Origin of the sequence: Bombella intestini, assembly GCF_002003665.1 — a bacterium.
Classification (GTDB): Bacteria; Pseudomonadota; Alphaproteobacteria; order Acetobacterales; family Acetobacteraceae; genus Bombella; species Bombella intestini.
The window spans coordinates 250,662-269,248 of record NZ_JATM01000003.1 but is presented as its reverse complement, the minus strand read 5'-3'; the positions used below and the strand labels follow the sequence as shown (position 1 = coordinate 269,248).

The window sequence follows — 18,587 nt, the reverse complement described above, 5'->3', positions numbered from 1 at the left end:
CCGTTACCCTGTTTCTGGTCGGCAGAGTGGCATTCACAAGAAAATAAGCAGAAAAAAATCAGAAATGTTTATAAAAATACACTTCCAGCACGCCAGAAGCACCATGAATCCTCGGCATGCCCTGCCCAGCTGGCACGCCATCCTTGGCCAAAGCCCGCCCACCCGGACCAGAAAAAGCCGCCCCAGCAGCAATCGCACCAGATGTGTTCGCATCAAGGGCATATTCGGCTGAAACATTAACCTCATCTGACATATGCCGCTTCGTTCCCGCTGGAAGGCCTGCCCCGGTAGGGTAGAGATAAGCGAGATCATAAAAATGCAGGCCGAGTTTCAGCTCGTCATCCTTCTTCAGCAGATGGACAGGCGGTACCCCGGTAATATCAAACTGCTGAACCTCCATATTGGAGAGCGGTGACATGTTGTTCCCTACGATTTCACCCGGCCAGTAGCCGCCATAAGTGTACCGAGCACCATCGTAAAGGAAGAACGTATCGTAATTATGCTTCGTCCGGCTATGCGGGTTCTTACCACCACTGAAGCGGGTATAACGGTAGAAAACATGCGGCCGCCATGGCAGGTTGGCAAACGTATAGCCGGGTTCCACATACACAGCATATGCGCTGACACCCTTATAGCCATTGCCTGCGTGGCTATTCTGCTCAGAAACAAAATTGCCATAGAATGTAATATTCTTTGTAAAAGGATGTCTCTTCATGGCGAACGGTGTGCCGCCCCAACTGAGAGCTGTCACGCTCATGCCCTGCCGATCTGCCCTGTTGGAGTAATCGTAAGCGGCTCCCTTATCGGCGTGACGAACATAGAAATACGTCAGCGTAACGTAAGCCTCCCTATCCCCGTAGGTACTTCCACCGTCTCCGCCCGGTTTGCTACGGAAAAGAGTTACATCAAACCCAACAAACTTTGTTTCTGGCTTGTCATTCCCGTAAGTCTGGCGGTTATTACTGTTATTCTCCAGCATGAAGACATCCGACCGGATAGACTGCCCCTCATATTTCAGGACACCGGGCCCGGAAAAGGCAAAGCGAGGGGCATACCACCAGGCCCCACGCTCGCCCGAACTGTAAGCCCCCTTCCCCATGAGGAAGCCATCATCAATCTGGAACTTCTGCCGTCCCCCTTCGATGATCAGCCTCCTCTTTCCATTGAGAGGAATCTTCACACCCAGATTAGCATCTTCAAGATTCACCTGCCGGGGTGTGCCCGAGGTCTGGCTCACGCTTTCAGCATCACCATCCCCTAGGGTTGTGGACCCAATAGCAGACACCAACCCAAATACTGAGAAACCCCACGGGGTTTGCCATGTGCCAGAAAGCATAGGCTGGCCATAAAGCTCGGCCAGAGTGACATTTTTTGTGCGTGAATAACCCGACTTATGCGGCGCATAAGAGCCAGTACCAAAATTGGCATTGGGAAAATAAAACGCATCGCCCCCGATATCGAGGGCGGCGTTAATGGTAATATCCTTGCGGGAGAACAAAGAAATATCAGCATAGGCTTTAGGTGCAGCAAAAACACCAGCTGACATTGCTGCCGCATAAAGCAGTTTCTGCACCCTCACCGCCATGTCCGTCCTTTTTCTAGGCTGTTCTGGCGGCTTATTATCTCATGTCAGACCAATAATCCAGAAAATGTTACGACCTCGGAAATACATTTGCCGACCATAATGCTATTCTGCAACAGGAGGATACATACAGCACTTTTCTGCCGCCAATAAGTCCGCAACAATGGCGACAGATCACCCTCTACCCTGCCGGTCCCAGCCTTCCATTCCCTCTTACGATCCATTTACACGGCCGTGACGCCGCCCATAGACCAGATAAATACCGCCACCGATCACCAGCCAAATCACCAACCGTGCCCATGTGATACCATCCATGGACATCATCACGGCACCGCAGGACAACGCCCCCGCCAGTGGGATGAACAACGCCCCACCCGGCACTGTAAAGCAACGCTCCATCTCCGGCGCACGAAACCGTAGAATCATAACGGCAATGCACACGATCACAAAAGCCAGCAACGTCCCAATGGAGGTCATGGCTCCCAGAACGCCAATCGGTAATGTCCCCGCCAAGACACAGGCTGCCACGCCAATCAAAATATGTGTCGTCCAAGGGGTATGAGTCCGTGGGTTCAGCCGTGCGAGAAAACGGGGCAACAGCCCATCATCCGACATAGCAATCGCCACACGGCTCTGGCCCAGAAGCAACCCATATAGAACCGAAATATACCCTATCGAAATCCCCAGCTTCACCAATGGAGCCAGAAACGGAATATGAACATGATCCATCAACGTGGCGACCGGGTTGGGATCATTGGCAAGCTCGTGATAATTCACCACACCGACCAAAACGGCAGCAAACGCTACATAAAGAACAGAGCTGATCAGCAAACTTCCCATAATGCCTAAAGGAAGGTCTCTCTGCGGATGAGCTGTATCCCGTGCAGCGGTAGAGACGATGTCAAACCCGATATAGGCAAAAAAGGTCATGCTCGCAGCCTGCATGATCCCGCTAAAGCCAAAGTGCCCGAAATGTCCCGTATTCTGTGGGATGAAGGGATGGAAATTCGCTCCGTTTACTGATGGCAGACACATGATGATAACCAGTGCCACAATGGAAAGTTTCAGCCCTACGATGATACTGTTGATCGTGCTGGATTCCTTCATTCCCCGCATCAGCATGATCGAAACCAGCGCGAGGATCAGCATAGCCGGCGCATTAACCCACGCCAGCACATGCCGCCCATCCGGCATGATGACCGGCGTCATCGTAGGGGCAAGAAACCGAGGGTCCAGAACGATCCCCCAACCACGCAGCAAAGAGACCACATAGCCCGACCAACTGGAGGCCACAGCAGCAGCCGCAACGATATATTCCAGTATCAAATCCCAACCAATGACCCAGCCCATCCCTCGCCCCATAATACGGGAAGCATAGGAGTAGGCAGAGCCAGAGGCCAAAGGCATCATCCCCGCAAGCTCGGCATAGCAGAGGCCCGCAAATCCGCACGCAATGGCCGCCACAATAAAGGACAGCAGCACAGCGGGCCCTGCATGCTGGCCCGCTGCAACGCCTGTTAAAGAAAACAGACCGGCACCAACAGTCACCCCTACCCCAAGTGCCGTCAGCTTCCACGGTCCCATGACCTTTTTTAGCCCGGCACTGCCGGCCGATGACGTTGGAGAAGCACTACCCTGCCCTCTAACGGACCTGCTGAACGATCCCATAGACTATCTCCCCATATCCGATCATCTTATTTCGATATGGGAACATTTAGGCACAGAATATTGCTTTTGGGAAATGATTTCATATCTATTAATTTCATAACGGGGGACCGCCCTGCCATAGCTGGCATATTACGGACGTAACTGTCCTTTGCCATGCACCTCATAACGATATGTCATCAACTGGGCTGGGCCAACCGGGCCACGAGGCAGCATACGACCTGACATAATGCCAATCTCTCCACCTAGGCCAAATTCACCACCATCACTGAACTGCGTGGAGGTGTTCCACATCACGATGGCACTGGGAACACGCTGCATGAAATACTGCGCCACAGCCTCATCTTCCGTCAGGATCGCCTCCGTATGACGGGACGAGAAGCGGGCAACATGTGCCAAGGCCGCATCTACCCCTTCCACGACGGAAATATTCAGAACCTTATCCAGCCATTCCGTGGCGAAATCATCTTCAATAGCGGCTGGCAGTTCCGGCAGGATAGCACGGGCCGCTTCATCCGCCCGAAACGTACAGCCCTCCGCTGTTAGATCAGCCACAATGTTCGGTAAAAAGCTTGGAGCAATCGCCGCATCAATCAAGAGCGTTTCCGTAGCCCCGCAAATACCGGGACGGCGAAGCTTAGCGTTACGCACGACCTTTCTCGCTAGCTCTAGGTCTGCTGCCTGATGAACATAACTGTGACACATCCCCGCCGCATGAGCCAGAACCGGCACACGGGCCTCTGCCTGCACATGTTCCACAAGTGCCCGCCCGCCACGGACCACAATCACATCAATCAACCCTACCGCATGGAGCATATCCTCCACATGGGCCGGTCCGGCATCTGGCACCATGAGCACAACGTCCTCTGGCAAGCCAGCACGGGCCAGCCCCTGCTGAATCACACGATGTAAGGCCCGTGTGCTGTGGAAACTCTCCGGCCCGCCCCGCAACAGTAGAACATTGCCGGACCGGATGGCCAAAGTTGCCGCATCCACCCCAACAGTGGGCCGCCCCTCATGGATCATACCCAGCACACCAAGCGGCGTAGCCACACGATGCAACTTCAAGCCATTGGGCTGCTGCCATACGGCCAGAACCTGCCCGACCGGGTCTTCCATACCCGCTAGAGCATCTACGCTACAGGCAACGCCCTCAAGCCGTTCCGCTGTCAAGGTCAACCGCTCCCGGAAAAACGGGCTGAGATTGGCCTGCTCAAGGTCCCGGCGATTAGCAGCCAGTAAGGCCTCTGTTTCATTCCGCAACCCTATAGCCACATGGTGCAGGGCCGCTGTCCGCTGCTCTGCTGGACATACGGATAAAATCCCAGACGCCACACGGGCACGCCGTGCCAGCCCATGCATGGGGGGACACTGTCCCTCATTCTGCTTGTTTGTGGGCATGGCCTTCTCTCCTCGTCTCTCTACCGGCACGGCTCAAGCTGCCGGATGATCTGCACCATCCATCACTGAAGACCCATCGTGCCACTTTATGGTGTCATTGCAAGATCGTGCTGCGACACGATCTTGCCTAGCCCCCAATCAGAGCATCGCTTGACAGAAGGACGCCAGCCCCACATCTCTTGAAACATGTCTTCTGCCCCCATATCGCCACCAGCTACCCATCCGCTTCGCCTACTGGGGATTCTCAGTGTTCTGATGGGTTTTGCGGCCATCTCCACCGATTTTTACCTGCCAGCCATGCCTACCATGTCGCAAGCCCTACAGGCACCCGGCGGAGAAATGGCATGGACGATCTCGGGGTATCTAGTCGGGTTCAGTTCTAGCCAGCTCATCTGGGGGCCAGTCAGCGACCATTATGGCAGGCGGCTGCCCATCGCTCTCGGGTTAGTTCTCTTTACACTCGGCTCGGCAGGCTGCGCCCTTGCTAATTCCATCACGACACTCATCGCTTTCCGCATCCTTCAGGCCATTGGGGCCTGTGCCAATGTCGTCATTGCCCGGGCTATGGTGCGAGACCTCTATCATGGTCACCGTGCTGCGCAGATGCTCTCTACATTAATGACCGTTACGGCCATAACACCCCTGCTTGCACCGCTCATTGGTGGGCAGATTCTGGCCTTCTGGGGCTGGCGGGCTATTTTCGTCAGTTTGGTCTGTGTGGGTATTATCATGCTGGGCAGCATGGTCTTCCTACCGGAGACCCTGCCAAAACAGAAGGAACGGTCTCATTCTGTCCTTCATGCCTTTTCCCATTATGCCCAGCTCATCCGCCGCCCCCGCCTGATCGGCTATGCCGGGGCAGGTGGCTGCTATTATGCTGGAACATTCGCCTATATTTCCGGTTCACCCTTTGCCTACATCAGCTATCATCATGCCTCTTCCTTGCTCTATGCACTACTCTTCGGCATGGGGATTGTTGGTATCATGACCGCCAATATGATCAACGCCCGGCTGGTTCGTTCATGGGGGAGTGACAAACTACTAATCATGGGGGCCGCCATCAGCGTTGTGGTCTCCCTCTGGCTGATGATCGATGTCTGGACTGATTTTGGCGGGATATGGGGAATGTTCATCCCCCTATTCCTCTTCGTTGCCATGGCGGGATTCATTGTGGCCAACTCCCTTTCCGGTGCTTTACATGATGACCCCGGCCATGCAGGTACAGTCTCGGCTATGACGGGTGCTGTCCATTACGGCAGCGGCATCATCGGCTCTGGCATGGTGGGACTGATGGCTGATGGCACGCCCCGCCCCATGGCTACGACTATCGGCCTAGCCTCGCTACTCAGCCTCGCCTTCCTGCTACTTATCCGCCGTAACAGGGGAGGCTGAAGGCTGATTGACACCTCATGGGTTCAGTTCGCCACGCTCCAGCCAACCCGCAAGCTGCTGCATCCCCATTTGAATATCCGAAAGCTGGAACACATAAGCCCACGGCTCGCCTGTCTTCGTTTTTGCCGTCAGCTGGGCCGTCTTACCAGAAGCAAGAGCGAGCACAATCGAAGCAGGAAGCTCCTTCTGGGCCATACAGCCCGTGTCGTCACAAGACTGCAATGCCAGAGGTACGGCCTGCCCGTTATCCACGCTCAACTGAAGATCAGCCTTCATGTCGAAGGGCAGACGTGTCGGCAGATTCAAACTGATCTGCCACGGCTGCTGGGCCAATGGCTTTTTGATGAGGTCCGGCGTGGCATGGGCCAGCAGAAAGAATCCGCTATCCATTGTGGTGCCTGCCATATGCTCTAGCTGGATGGTACAGAACTGCGTTCCCTGACGGCTACCCTTAGCCGGATAGGCACAACCATAACGCCACGGCCCAGCAAAAGCAGACCGTGCGGCAACCCCCGGATGTTCAGCCGCCATGATCTCAGGCAGGCCGCCTCCTTTTTCTGTCACGGCCTCTACAGCCGCGGCCCGATTATCCTTCGACCCGGCAGCAAAAGCAGGCAGGACAGACAGCATCCCAGCTATTGCCATTCCTGCCATGACGGCGTGAGAGCGTCTGAACATCTTTTTTCTCCTTGCTTCGGGTCAGGTCCGTCACCGTAACACCAACCTGCCCTCACATCATCAGGAAAACTCAATGCTGCACATTAGCTCCATCAGCCACAGTAATGCGCCGCAGCACATAAGGGAGAATGCCACCTTGGGCGATGTAGGCTAGCTCGACCTCTGTCTCCAGCTGAAGAGTGGCCTGAATGACCTGCTCCGCTCCATCAGGAGCCGTAAAACACACACGAACAAGCTGCCGTGGTTCCAACTCGGCAGGAAGATCAATGCTCACCTGTTCCTGCCCTGTCAGGCCCAGCGACTGGCGTGTCACACCCTTAGGGAAAGTTATGGGTAGAATCCCCATCCCGGCCAGATTGGCCCTGTGAATCCGCTCGAAATCTTCCGCAATGACAGCCTTCACACCTAAAAGACGAGGCCCTTTCGCTGCCCAGTCTCGTGACGACCCCATGCCGTAATTCCGCCCAGCAATCACAACCAGCGGTACCTGCTCCTGTTGATACCGGGTAGCAACATCGAAGATGGCCCCCTCCTCGCCATCGGGCCAATGGCGGGTTATGCCGCCTTCACTACCCGGAATCATCTCATTCCGAATACGAATATTGGCAAACGTCCCCCGTGCCATAACGAGATCATTCCCCCGGCGGCTACCATAGGAATTGAACTGCGCTGGCGTTACACCATGTTCCTTCAAATAGCGGGCTGCAGGCGAACTGGCTGCAATCGTCCCTGCTGGGGAAATATGATCTGTCGTGATATTATCCCCAAAAAGGGCCAGAATCCGAGCATTACAGATCGGCCCCGTCACACCAGCATCACCCCTCAGCCACGGCGGAGAATGAATATAGGTGGAGGTTTCATCCCAAGCAAAGGTTGCGTTGGCCTTACCATCCCCTAAAGTCTGCCACTGGGCTGGTCCCTGCTCCACAGTGGCATAACCGCTGGCAAATGCCTCCGCCACGACAGACTTCGCCATGAGCTGGGCCAATTCTGTTCCATCAGGCCAGATGTCGGCCAACATGACAGGCTGCCCAGCCTCATCATGCCCGAGCGGTTCGGTAGTCAGGTCTCGTGTTACAGTCCCGGCCAGAGCGTAAGCCATCACAAGCGGCGGGCTGGTGATATAATTCAGCTTCGTATAGGGGGACACACGCCCCTCAAAGTTACGATTGCCCGACAGCACTGCAGCCACTGTCAGATCATGCTCCGTGATCATCCGGGCAATATCAACCTGCAACGGCCCGCTATTGCCGATGCAGGTCGTGCAGCCATAACCGACAATCTCAAAACCCAGCGCACTGAAATCCTCCAGCAAACCAGCCCGCTCCAGATAACGGGTTACGGCCTGACTCCCCGGAGCCAGAGAAGTCTTAATGCGTCTTGCCACTTTCAGCCCTCGCTGACGGGCCTTTCGTGCCAGAAGGCCCGCCGTCAGCATGGCCGCAGGATTGGATGTGTTGGTGCATGAGGTAATCGCCGCCAGAACAACATCCCCGGCCCCCAGCGTTTCTTCCGCAAGGGCTGCATCTTCCGTACCGATGGGCAGACGAGCACCATCCTGCTTATCGGCAGCCAGTGCGGCACGGCTGGTCCTTGCCACGGCAGAGAGATCATGACGCTGGGACGGCGTTTTCGGCCCGGCGACAGAGGGCTTTACTGAGGCAAGGTCCAGACGAAGCACGGTGGTGAAGAGCGGTTCCTCCTCACCTTTACGGAACAGGCCTTGCGTGCATAGATAGGCTTCCACAAGACGGATATGCTCTGCTGAGCGGCCTGTTAAAGCCAGATACTCCATTGTCAGCGCATCGGGAGGGAAATAGCCACAGGTCGCTCCATATTCTGGGGCCATATTGGCAATAGTAGCCCGGTCCGCCACGGGCATATGGTCCAGCGCAGGCCCGAAGAACTCCACAAACTTGCCGACAACACCTTCCGCCCGAAGCTGTTCTGTCAGGGTCAGAACGATATCTGTGGCCGTGACACCGGGAGCGGGCCGCCCTTCCAAATACACACCAACGACATCAGGCAAGCGCATGGCAATGGCTTCACCCAAGGCGGCGGCTTCCGCCTCAATACCACCAACGCCCCAGCCCAGAACACCAAGACCGTTGATCATAGTCGTGTGGCTATCCGTTCCGAAAACCGTATCCGGGAACAGGGTCGTTACGCCATCTTCTTCTTTCCGCATGACCAGCGGAGCCAGATATTCCAGATTCACCTGATGGCAAATGCCTGCCTCTGGCGGAATGACCCGGAAATTATCAAACGCCTGCTGCCCCCAGCGCAGGAAGCTATAACGCTCCCGATTGCGGCTGAACTCATGGGCCACATTCTGCTCCAGAGCATCCTTCTGCCCGGCTACATCCACCGTCACGGAATGGTCGATCACGAGGTCTACAGGGATAAAGGGATTGACCTTTTCCGGCTCCCCTCCCAGAGCCTTCATGCCATCCCGCATGGCGGCAAGGTCCACCACGGCGGGCACGCCTGTAAAATCCTGCATCAGGATACGGGCGGGACAAAAGGGAATCTCGCCTTCAGAATGGCAACTCTCAACCCATCCCGTTACCAAGGCAGCCGCATCATGCCGTCCCTGCCGCAGAACATTCTCCAGCACGATCTTCAACGCATAAGGCAGACGCCGTGCCTTTTCTCCAGCTTCGGCCAACACTGGCTGAAGAGGCACATAACGATAGCTCTGCCCTTCATGCTCCAGTATCTGCCACGCAATAGTTATCTGCCCGCCGGCCCCGTTCATCTCACTCATGATATGCCCCCGCTCTCCTGCATCTGCCCGCTCAGCCCTCTACGCCATAAGAAGGCGGAACATCCCGTCTAGTTGGCCCTACATACAAGGCTCGGGGACGACTGATGCCGGGGCGGCTCTCCAGCATCTCCTTCCACTGGGCAACCCAACCTGCGGTGCGAGCCACCGCAAAAAAGACCGTGAACATGGAAGACGGAATCCCCATCGCCCGCAGAATGATGCCGGAATAAAAATCCACATTCGGATAAAGCCGCCGAGAGATGAAATACTCATCATTCAAAGCCGTTTCTTCCAGCTTTAGGGCCAATTCAAGACGGGGATCGTGATCCATCCCCAGCTCGGCCAGAACCTCATGACAGATGCGCCGCATCAGCCCAGCCCGTGGGTCTAGCTTCTTATAAACACGATGCCCGAAGCCCATCAGTCTCGTGCCATCCTTCTGATTCCGCACGCGGTTCATAAAGTCCGGTATGCCGTCTACGGTGCCGATCTCATCCAGCATGTCCAAAACAGCCTCATTCGCACCGCCATGGGCAGGCCCCCAGAGGGCCGCCACACCAGCGGCAATGCAGGCAAACGGATTCACCCCCGTGGAACCGACCGTCCGCACAGTGGAGGTGGAAACATTCTGCCCGTGATCAGCATGAAGAATCAAAATCCTATCAAAAGCACGAGCCAAAACGGGATTCACCGCCCACGGCGCTTCCGGCATGGAGAACAGCATATGCAAGCAATTTTCCGCATAGCTCAGCCCGGGGCGTGGATAGATGAGTGGCAAACCACGGCTATAACGATAAACCCATGCCGCAAGGGTTGGCATTTTAGCCACCAGACGGAGCGTGGACATCTCCCGTTCCTCTGGCGTGATGCGGTGCCGCTGGTCGGCCCCCTGATTGCCATAGAAGCTGGAAAGCCCAGCCAATGTCCCACAGAGCATAGCCATAGGGTGGGAGTCCCGCCGGAACCCGTTGAAGAAGTTGCGTATCTGCTCATGCAGGTGGGCTTCGGCCATGAGGCCTTGTTCAAAACGAACTTTCTGCCGGGCATCGGGCAATTCACCATGCGAGAGCAACCAAGCTACATCCGTAAAACTCGCCTTTTCGCAGAGCTGCTCAATCGGATAGCCACGATGAAGCAATATGCCTTCCTCACCATCAATGTAAGTAATGGCACTCTGACACGCAGCCGTATTGGCAAAGCCGGGGTCGTAAGAAAACACACCCGCCTGTTTATAAAGGCCCCGCATATCCACCACGTCCGGCCCTATCTGGCCTTCCATGCTATCTAGATGAATAGGCTGCGCAGAATCATCCGCCTTGCAAAGCACCCACTGGCCAGCACCTTTGTGCCCTATCGCTGTTTCCCCAATGCCCATGATACGGCCTCCCTGCGAAAAGCAACCGGAGCAGTCCAGTTTATTCCGTTATCGTTATATTCGAGTAACGCATACATCCCCGCTACCCGCAAGAAGCTGATCTCATGAAAAGAACTTTACCGCCTCAACCCTTGCCTCATCGTTATGAAGCATGATGAAGTCATTCTCCTGACCGGGCAGATAGTTTTGCCCTCTATGGTCACAGAAGGGCATCCGGCCCCATCTCCAGGGAGAGTTCTTATGTCGGCTCATGCATCCCCCACAACGGGCAAGCCTATCCCCGTTACCCTGATTCCCGGCGATGGAATCGGCCCTGAAATCACACAAGCCACTAAACAAGCTCTGGCGGCCCTTGGTGCCCCCTTCATTTGGGACGAGCAAAAAGCCGGTGTTGCCGCTTTGGAAGAAGACGGCACCCCTCTGCCAGATACCACGCTCCGGAGTCTGGAACGCACCCGCCTTGCCCTCAAGGCACCACTAGCAACACCTAGCGGTACGGGGTTTCGGTCCGTCAATGTGACGTTACGGCAGAAATTCGACCTCTACGCCAATATTCGCCCCGCCCGAACACTTATCCCCCGAGACGATCTACGCCGTTATGATGGGCTGGATATTGTGCTGATCCGGGAAAATATCGAGGGCTACTACGCTGCCCGTGACTACTACCTCCCACAGGGGGATGACCCCCAGGGGATGGCCCTTTCCGCCGGCTACACAACACGGGCAGAATGTGAGCGCATCGTGACCCACGCCTTTGAGTACGCTCTTGCGCATGGCCGTAAAAAAGTAACGCTCGTCCACAAAGCTAACATCCTCAAGCTAATGAGTGGCCTGTTTCTGGAAACAGGCCGGAAAGTCGCCGCCCGTTATGAGGGCCGTATTGCTTTTGATGAACGCATCGTTGATGCCTGCGCTATGCAGCTCTGCCTGAACCCATCTCAGTTTGACGTGATCGTCACCACAAACCTCTTTGGTGATATTCTCTCCGACCAGATATCCGGCCTGACAGGGGGGCTAGGGCTGGCACCGGGGGCCAATATCGGGGAAAACATGGCCATCTTCGAGGCTGTACACGGTTCGGCCCCTGATATTGCTGGACAGAACAAGGCAAATCCAACGGCTCTGCTCCTCGCCAGTGCTCTTATGCTGGACCATACAGGCTATAACGCTCTAGCCACCCGCCTGCGTCACGCCATCACCCGTACCCTCCAAAATGGCCCACGCACGGGAGACCTCGGCGGTACAGCGACAACAGATCAGTTCACCGCTGCACTCATCAAAGAGCTAGGAAACCCCTGATCCTCTACAAATAACCCGGCCATAAAAGGCCGGGTCTCCACACCGGTTTACCCAGAAAAAGCTCTCAGCTCAGGTGTTTAACAAGAACGCTACGGTGGATCACCGAGAAGCCCCAGAACATCAGGCTAATCGCCACATAATACCCTAGAGCTGCCTGCGCCACGATCGGATTCATGCAAAACAGGGTAACACCGAGAACAATATTAACGATGGCATCCAACGCCATAAAGCTACGCCCATAAGGGGAAGCTCCCATTCCGGCCAGTTCCATCACACCACGCACGATGAACCATGCGGCTACCCAGATCGTCAGCCCGAAAGCAGAGCCAACGGGATTGAAGAAAATCAGGAAAGACAAAATGATGCAGATAACCCCCAAAAGGCCATCAAGCATCCGACGCTCCATACCGGCACGGCGGAACACATCCACCAGCGTAAAAACGCCTGTCACCAGCAGCCCGACAGCCAGTAATGCCGTCAAAGAAACAACGGTCAATACGGGAGCCATTGCCATAAGAATACCGGTAAGGACAATCAGAATCCCCATGACGATTCCGCAATTACCTTCTTGTTTTAAAAGATTATTCTGCTGATGGTCAGTCATAAGACCCTCTCCTGCATGATCACTCTTAAAAGGGATGACGTATATTCAGTGTCCTGACAAGTATCATAAGCTATGCGCCGTCATGATACCTATAATCTTTCCTAGTCTGATATATCCTGACATTTTGATACGATCAGACTGGCATAAATATGCAGTACTGCACGGAGCGGGGAGAAGACATCATGGCGCAGGCAAAATTGGTACTGATGCGCCACGGGCAAAGTCTGGGGAATGAAGCCAACCTCTTTACAGGCTGGTATGATTTGGACCTTTCCCCCACGGGGCATGAAGAAGCCCGCAAAGCAGGCCGCCTGATGCGGGAGCATAGCCTCCAATTTGATGCCGCCCATTGCTCCATGCTCCGGCGGACCATTCACACCCTTCATCACTGTTTGGATGAGCTAGATCAGGTCTGGCTTCCAGAATATCACAGCTGGCGGCTGAATGAGCGCCATTATGGCGCCTTACAGGGACTGAACAAGAACGACACCATCGCCCGTTACGGGCGGGAACAGGTGCAGCAATGGCGGCGGGGCTTTGACGTCACCCCACCAGAGGTAACCTTGGACAGTCCCCACTATCCCGGCAATGACCCACGCTATGCCGCCATCCCTAAGGCCGACATCCCTCGTGGGGAGAGCCTGGCCACGACTATGCAGCGTGTTCTTCCTTACTGGCAGAACACGCTATTCCCCAGCTTACAGCGGGGCCAATCCCTGCTTGTCATCACGCATGGAACTGTCATGCGGGCCCTTATCGGCCATCTAAACGACCTTGACCCAAACGATGCCCGGACGCTGGAAATACCGACCGGGACGCCACTTGTTTATGAGGTTAATAACGCTGGGGTTATGCACCGCCTCGGCTATCTGACCCCACCTAGCTGATGTCTCTCACATCAGAAGCTAATCAGCCGGTTAGCTCCTCGCTCTGCCCTATCTCCCGAACACATTGTGACAGCGTCCGCCCCTCTTTATTCTTCCATTCTGTCCAGCCATTGGCAGAACGCCCTAACAGAAAACTGGCTGCCGGTGATGGATTTTTAAGAACGACATCTCGTGTCAGGACCAGTCGTCCCTCATCCCACGTCAACACGCCTTCCTCAATGGCAGCCTGCCGCCTTGCAGCACAGCCCGGCAAGGACTTCTCAAAAGCTGGACTAGCCCCACGGCCGTATGATCCTTTGAGAACCACCATACCTTCCTCGGTATAATAGCCACGTCCATCAACCCCTTCTGCCTGGCAGAAAAACATCTCTGCCGCCGCTGTGTCCGTCTCATCCACCACTGATGAGCCATCCGAAGAAGATTTTTTAATCATGGCCTCAAAAAGAGGATATCCAAGAGTGGTCAGCAGAACATGAATTGTTTCAAACAGTTCCCGACATTCTGCCGCCATAGCAGGGAGCGTATGAGGCGATGTACCTGTTGTTTTATTCTCCAACACATAACGACCTACTACGCTGGCCCTTTCCAAGGCTTCTGCCTCCAAGAAATAGGCATGAGTCAGCGTAATATTACCAGTCAACGATACAGCCACGACCGCCCTATTCCAGAAGTCCTTTTTTTCGTTATGCTCTTTCAGTCTCGTGCCCAATTTACCTGTCTGACCGACATAAACCTTGGGCTGCGCCGTCTGATCGTCCTCTCCAAACAGAAAATAGATACCAACCTGATTAGCTTCTGGCCGTTTCAGAAAAAGATCCAGCTGCGCCCTTGGAATCTCGATCATACTGACAACACGAGTTGTCACCGCAGCAATACGCAAGCTCTGCGGATCGCCGGAAGGTAGAAAAATCTGAATGGTCTGCGGATGTTTCATCGCCAGTCTGTCCTATCTCTTCAAAAAAACCCTGCGAACAGGCTGCTGTTTTCCATACCCGCTATTCACACGCTCATCCCCAGATCATCCACCATTCCATCCGCCAGAACTGTGGGTAACCCATTCACAATCCGTCAGCTATGACCTGCACCCTGTGTTGCTGTGATCAGACTGAACAAAGCCGTGCCACAGCACATATAGAGAATATTGCGCTTCGGCCCACCAAACGTGAGGTTCGAGCAACCAACAGGAAGGCGGATGCGACCAATCATCTGGCCATGCGGGTTGTAGATAAATACGCCGCACAGCCCTAGCGGTCCCCACGCCCCGCACCAAAGGTTACCCTCCACATCGGCGCGCAGTCCATCAGGGCGCATGGCCCGCCCGGCCAGTGTGAAATCCGTAAAAAGCCGCCCGTTGGTCGGGCGTCCCTGCTTCATATCGAACACATGGATCGCATGATCAGGCAATGGCGGCTGCGAACCGGCAGCAACGCCAGAAGACGCCACATAAAGCCGAGTACCATCAGGCGAGAAGCACAGGCCATTCGGCCCCGCTACATCTTTCTGCCCCAATACAGCCTCGACCTTTCCAGTCTTTGGATCAACCCGGAAGGTATGATCCTCCTGCCGCCGTAGCCCGCCATATTGGGCCGTTAGCTCTGCGTCCAGATATGGATTAAGGTGACGCTGCGGGTTGGCTGGGCCATCCACATCGGCATGGCCTTCCACCACGCCATCCCCATAGGCGGGGTCAGTAAACCAGATACCACCATCAGGGGCCACGACAACATCATTGGGGGAATTCAGCGTTTTCCCCCGATAACGGTCCGCCAGTACGTTCACACTGCCATCATGCTCCCAGCGGATAACCCGGCGCATCCCATGCTCGCAAGTAATTAGCCGACCTTCAGCATCGAATGTATTACCATTGGCATTAAAGCTCTGCCGGCGATACAGGCTCATATGCCCCTGTGGGCCATCTTCAGGATCATACCGATACTGACAGCTTGTGATCGTATCGCTCAACAGGAGGAAACGCCCGACCGTGCACCAAGCTGGGCCTTCCAGCCAGCCGCTCCCTTGCCAGAGCTTCCGCAAGGGGGAATTGCCGTAATTTACCAGCCCGAAAGACGGGTCCAGCGGCAAAACATCCGGGTCCGGTAAATTAGCCGGTGTCTCATCCACCCCCCATGTACGAGGTGGCGATGAAATCACGCTCGGACTGGAAACGATGGATCCAAGGGCGTGCCCTACTGCGGGAGAGGCCGCTAATCCGGCCAGCCCTCCCAACAGACCACGCCGTGTGAGGCGGGCAACAGAGGACATCCGGGACTGCGCCTCTCCGTTCTGCACTGCTTCATCCATGCCTGTACCCTCCCTAAACCTGCTCACGCCGATCTACCGACGGTTTACATCAAGGTAAGAGACGTAACGAGGCAATCAATACCCAAAAGCAAAAACATGCTGCACGGCTACAGCATCCTTCACGCCACCGGCCAGAAGAAGCTGGAGCAACAGACGGGCCTTCTGCGGGTTCAGATCATAAGAGGCGACAAAATGATGGGCATCGTCATCCACTTCTACATCACGGTTTACAAAACCATCTCCAACACGGCTGGACCGCACAACCACCAGCCCGGCGGCAACAGCCCTATCCAACGCCTGTAGAGCCGGAGCAGATACATTGCCATCACCCATCCCAGCAATGACAATCCCTTTCACACCGGCACGGATAGCATCATCAATCTGACGACCATCCATATCCGCATGAGCATAAATCACATCCACCGGGGGAAGGTCCGTACCAGACGGCAGCGGGAGGGACAAACGAGCCCGGGCAGGACCATAAAATCGGACAGCAGCCGGGTCCACAATCCCTACCGGCCCCGCATTGCGGGAAACAAATGTCTGCAAGGCCGTGCTGTCAGCCTTGCTGACCCAATGTGCTGCGTGGATAGTGTCGTTCAACACCACCAACACGCCACGCCCTCTTGCCTGCGGATGTGCTGCCACCTTGACGGCCTCATAAATATTGGCGGGGCCATCCGCACTAATGGCCGAACCGGGACGCATGGCCCCCGTCATCACCACAGGCTGCTCATGATGCAGAACGGTATCCAAGAAAAACGCCGTTTCTTCCATCGTATCCGTACCGTGGGTAATGACCACGGCATCAGCCTCATGCTGGGCAAAGGCTTTATTGATGCGCTCGACAAGTCGGAACCAGACCTTATGGTTCATATCCTGTGAGGGAATATTGGCAATCTGCTCCACCTGAAGGTGAGCGAGCCGCTCCACCCCCGGCACAGCGTCTACAAGCTGCTGCCCTGTTGTAGAACCAGCATCATAACCAATAGCCGAACGAGGATCGGCTTTACCGGCAATGGTTCCACCCGTTGCCAGAACAAGCACACGAGGAAGATGAGCCACATCTTGCCCTACATTTGCCGAAGCCGGAGCGGCGGCCATCAGCCCGGCCCCCAACGGCAACATCCTAACGGCCGAGCAAGCTGTTTTTACATAATGCCGGGCTCCCGTGCGGGCTTTGAGGATGGTCAGCATACGGCGAATGGTCATGAGTGATGAGGCCTTTTTACACAAAAGCAACAATAAGCGGGCCCAGCAATGTCAGCAGCACATTGGCCAAAGCATAGGTGATGGCAAAGGGAATGGTGGGGCTGCTATGACCAGCCTTGGCCAGAACCTCGCCAAAAGCCGGGTTAGAACTGCGTGTCCCCGCCAAAGCCCCAGCAAAGAGGGCAACATTCCGATAGCCCAACAGAAAGCGTCCGGCAAGGGCTGTCACCACGAGCGGCACGATGGTGACGATCATGCCCAGCAGAAGAATCATCACCCCTTGATGGGTAATAATCTCCACAACCTGCCCACCTGTTTGCAACCCCGTCACAGCGACAAATCCTGCTAGGCCAAAACTGCCCCATAGCAGACAGACAGAAGATGGCATCTCCCCATATGTAGGATGCCGCCCATGCCACCAGCCAAACAACAGGCCAGACAACAAGGCACCGCCACCACTACCCAACGTGATAGAGACACTCCCCAACCGGACAACCACCAGCCCGAGCATCAACCCCAGTGCCATGCCTAGCATGTTATAAACGAGGTCCGTGGCGACAGGTACCGCCGCTTGCCGGGATGCTTCTTCATCCTGAACAGCCGGAAGAGCATTGTCCTCTACCTCCTCCGGCAATGAGCCCGCCTTCAGCGCATCATCCCGCATGTTGCGGCGCATAAAGAGCGGCAGGATATTCACACAGAAAATGATCGTCCCGATAGACCCGAAGATATACGTCACAGCGTAGCCCACGGCGACATGAGCCTGCATCTGCTGCACCTGCGCCAATGGCAAGCTCAATTTCTCCAGAGCGGAGCTAGCCGTGCCGATGATGGCTGATTGTGTTAGCCCACCAGCCGCCAAACCGGCCGCCATGCCCTTATCCAGATGGAACAGCCGTCCCACCCCGACCACCGTCACAAAGGCACTGATCGCCATAATGACAGCCAAGACAACCTCCCTGAGAGATTGCCGCCCTAATGAACGAAAGAACCCCGGCCCGCTCCGGTAGCCTACCGCATAGATGAACAGGACAAACAGTACGGTCTTGAGGCTGGAACCAATATGTACGCCACATTGACTAATCAGCACGGCCATCAACAAGGACCCGGCCACACCTCCAAGCTGGAACACCCCAACCTTTATGCGCCCAACCCAACAACCGAGACCAACTGATAGGAAAAAAGCCAGCTCCGGACTTTCTGCAAAAAGATGCGACAGCCCATGATACAGAAACATTCCGTGACCTTCTCTCCAAACAGTCCTTAAGAAAGCCAGACTGTTCTCTGGTCGGGCTTTCTTCTCCATGTGCGCTACTTAATAGTTACAGAACATTTCTGCCAGAGAGCTAGGGCCGTCAATCTTACTCAGGCACACAATAAACAAGCTGGAATAACACCCAAAAACGCAGTCATAAAAAAAGCCA

Annotated in this window: 14 protein-coding genes; 3 read left to right on the top strand and 11 right to left on the bottom strand. The window is 55.3% G+C overall.

Annotated elements, in window-relative coordinates:
• Window positions 1-58: 58 nt before the first annotated feature.
• From AL01_RS06085 to AL01_RS06075, 3 genes are all read right to left on the bottom strand, one after another.
• Window positions 59-1,585 (bottom strand): alginate export family protein, encoded by a 1,527-nt coding sequence (locus tag AL01_RS06085; RefSeq protein WP_241502730.1) that lies wholly within the window; start codon window positions 1,583-1,585, stop codon window positions 59-61.
• 210 nt (window positions 1,586-1,795) lie between these two features.
• Window positions 1,796-3,250 carry an APC family permease gene (locus tag AL01_RS06080; protein ID WP_077396565.1) on the bottom strand — a complete coding sequence of 485 codons (1,455 nt, stop codon included), beginning with the start codon at window positions 3,248-3,250 and terminating at the stop codon, window positions 1,796-1,798.
• A 129-nt stretch (window positions 3,251-3,379) separates the two neighbouring features.
• A complete protein-coding gene (locus tag AL01_RS06075) occupies window positions 3,380-4,648 on the bottom strand; it encodes a glutamate-5-semialdehyde dehydrogenase (protein ID WP_077396564.1) in 1,269 nt (422 codons plus the stop codon).
• A gap of 186 nt (window positions 4,649-4,834) precedes the next feature.
• Between AL01_RS06075 and AL01_RS06070 the strand changes: the two genes are divergently transcribed.
• Entirely contained in the window at window positions 4,835-6,040 is a 1,206-nt protein-coding gene (locus AL01_RS06070) for a multidrug effflux MFS transporter (protein WP_077396563.1), read from the top strand.
• 15 nt (window positions 6,041-6,055) lie between these two features.
• Here the strand turns inward: AL01_RS06070 and AL01_RS06065 are convergent, their stop codons facing one another.
• The 3 genes from AL01_RS06065 to AL01_RS06055 all read right to left on the bottom strand — a co-directional run bounded on the left by AL01_RS06065 (window position 6,056) and on the right by AL01_RS06055 (window position 10,860).
• Window positions 6,056-6,718 carry an invasion associated locus B family protein gene (locus AL01_RS06065; RefSeq protein WP_077396562.1) on the bottom strand — a complete coding sequence of 221 codons (663 nt, stop codon included), beginning with the start codon at window positions 6,716-6,718 and terminating at the stop codon, window positions 6,056-6,058.
• A gap of 70 nt (window positions 6,719-6,788) precedes the next feature.
• Complete coding sequence (acnA, locus tag AL01_RS06060; RefSeq protein WP_077396660.1) at window positions 6,789-9,476, bottom strand: aconitate hydratase AcnA; 2,688 nt, start codon at window positions 9,474-9,476, stop codon at window positions 6,789-6,791.
• Window positions 9,477-9,516: 40 nt separating this feature from the next.
• Window positions 9,517-10,860: a citrate synthase gene (locus AL01_RS06055; protein ID WP_077396561.1), complete on the bottom strand. Its 1,344-nt coding sequence runs from the start codon at window positions 10,858-10,860 to the stop codon at window positions 9,517-9,519.
• Between the two features lie 240 nt (window positions 10,861-11,100).
• Here AL01_RS06055 and AL01_RS06050 point away from each other — a divergent pair, with 240 nt between their 5' ends.
• Window positions 11,101-12,159 carry an isocitrate/isopropylmalate dehydrogenase family protein gene (locus tag AL01_RS06050; protein WP_077396659.1) on the top strand — a complete coding sequence of 353 codons (1,059 nt, stop codon included), beginning with the start codon at window positions 11,101-11,103 and terminating at the stop codon, window positions 12,157-12,159.
• A gap of 64 nt (window positions 12,160-12,223) precedes the next feature.
• Here AL01_RS06050 and AL01_RS06045 read toward each other — a convergent pair whose 3' ends face one another.
• Window positions 12,224-12,763 carry an HdeD family acid-resistance protein gene (locus AL01_RS06045; protein ID WP_077396560.1) on the bottom strand — a complete coding sequence of 180 codons (540 nt, stop codon included), beginning with the start codon at window positions 12,761-12,763 and terminating at the stop codon, window positions 12,224-12,226.
• 182 nt (window positions 12,764-12,945) lie between these two features.
• Here AL01_RS06045 and gpmA point away from each other — a divergent pair, with 182 nt between their 5' ends.
• Complete coding sequence (gene gpmA / locus AL01_RS06040) at window positions 12,946-13,650, top strand: 2,3-diphosphoglycerate-dependent phosphoglycerate mutase (protein WP_158075943.1); 705 nt, start codon at window positions 12,946-12,948, stop codon at window positions 13,648-13,650.
• Window positions 13,651-13,672: 22 nt separating this feature from the next.
• On the opposite strand, the gene AL01_RS06035 is transcribed toward gpmA, so the two are convergent.
• The 4 genes from AL01_RS06035 to AL01_RS06020 all read right to left on the bottom strand — a co-directional run bounded on the left by AL01_RS06035 (window position 13,673) and on the right by AL01_RS06020 (window position 18,400).
• Window positions 13,673-14,584 carry a GIY-YIG nuclease family protein gene (locus AL01_RS06035; RefSeq protein ID WP_077396558.1) on the bottom strand — a complete coding sequence of 304 codons (912 nt, stop codon included), beginning with the start codon at window positions 14,582-14,584 and terminating at the stop codon, window positions 13,673-13,675.
• Between the two features lie 134 nt (window positions 14,585-14,718).
• Window positions 14,719-15,951 carry an SMP-30/gluconolactonase/LRE family protein gene (locus AL01_RS06030; protein ID WP_241502728.1) on the bottom strand — a complete coding sequence of 411 codons (1,233 nt, stop codon included), beginning with the start codon at window positions 15,949-15,951 and terminating at the stop codon, window positions 14,719-14,721.
• Between the two features lie 75 nt (window positions 15,952-16,026).
• Window positions 16,027-17,163 carry an asparaginase gene (locus AL01_RS06025; RefSeq protein ID WP_241502727.1) on the bottom strand — a complete coding sequence of 379 codons (1,137 nt, stop codon included), beginning with the start codon at window positions 17,161-17,163 and terminating at the stop codon, window positions 16,027-16,029.
• A gap of 16 nt (window positions 17,164-17,179) precedes the next feature.
• Window positions 17,180-18,400, bottom strand: coding sequence for an aspartate-alanine antiporter-like transporter (locus tag AL01_RS06020; protein ID WP_077396557.1), 1,221 nt, complete (start codon window positions 18,398-18,400; stop codon window positions 17,180-17,182).
• Between the last annotated feature and the right edge of the window lie 187 nt (window positions 18,401-18,587).

Coding starts and splice junctions, on each gene's coding strand:
- AL01_RS06065 (WP_077396562.1), bottom strand. CDS start 6,718: ATGTTCAGACGCTCTCACGCCGTCATGGCAGGAATGGCAATAGCTGGG.
- AL01_RS06085 (WP_241502730.1), bottom strand. CDS start 1,585: ATGGCGGTGAGGGTGCAGAAACTGCTTTATGCGGCAGCAATGTCAGCT.
- AL01_RS06050 (WP_077396659.1), top strand. CDS start 11,101: ATGTCGGCTCATGCATCCCCCACAACGGGCAAGCCTATCCCCGTTACC.
- AL01_RS06070 (WP_077396563.1), top strand. CDS start 4,835: ATGTCTTCTGCCCCCATATCGCCACCAGCTACCCATCCGCTTCGCCTA.
- AL01_RS06035 (WP_077396558.1), bottom strand. CDS start 14,584: ATGAAACATCCGCAGACCATTCAGATTTTTCTACCTTCCGGCGATCCG.
- gpmA (WP_158075943.1), top strand. CDS start 12,946: ATGGCGCAGGCAAAATTGGTACTGATGCGCCACGGGCAAAGTCTGGGG.
- AL01_RS06055 (WP_077396561.1), bottom strand. CDS start 10,860: ATGGGCATTGGGGAAACAGCGATAGGGCACAAAGGTGCTGGCCAGTGG.
- AL01_RS06080 (WP_077396565.1), bottom strand. CDS start 3,250: ATGGGATCGTTCAGCAGGTCCGTTAGAGGGCAGGGTAGTGCTTCTCCA.
- AL01_RS06025 (WP_241502727.1), bottom strand. CDS start 17,163: ATGACCATTCGCCGTATGCTGACCATCCTCAAAGCCCGCACGGGAGCC.
- AL01_RS06075 (WP_077396564.1), bottom strand. CDS start 4,648: ATGCCCACAAACAAGCAGAATGAGGGACAGTGTCCCCCCATGCATGGG.
- AL01_RS06020 (WP_077396557.1), bottom strand. CDS start 18,400: ATGTTTCTGTATCATGGGCTGTCGCATCTTTTTGCAGAAAGTCCGGAG.
- AL01_RS06045 (WP_077396560.1), bottom strand. CDS start 12,763: ATGACTGACCATCAGCAGAATAATCTTTTAAAACAAGAAGGTAATTGC.
- AL01_RS06030 (WP_241502728.1), bottom strand. CDS start 15,951: ATGGATGAAGCAGTGCAGAACGGAGAGGCGCAGTCCCGGATGTCCTCT.
- acnA (WP_077396660.1), bottom strand. CDS start 9,476: ATGAACGGGGCCGGCGGGCAGATAACTATTGCGTGGCAGATACTGGAG.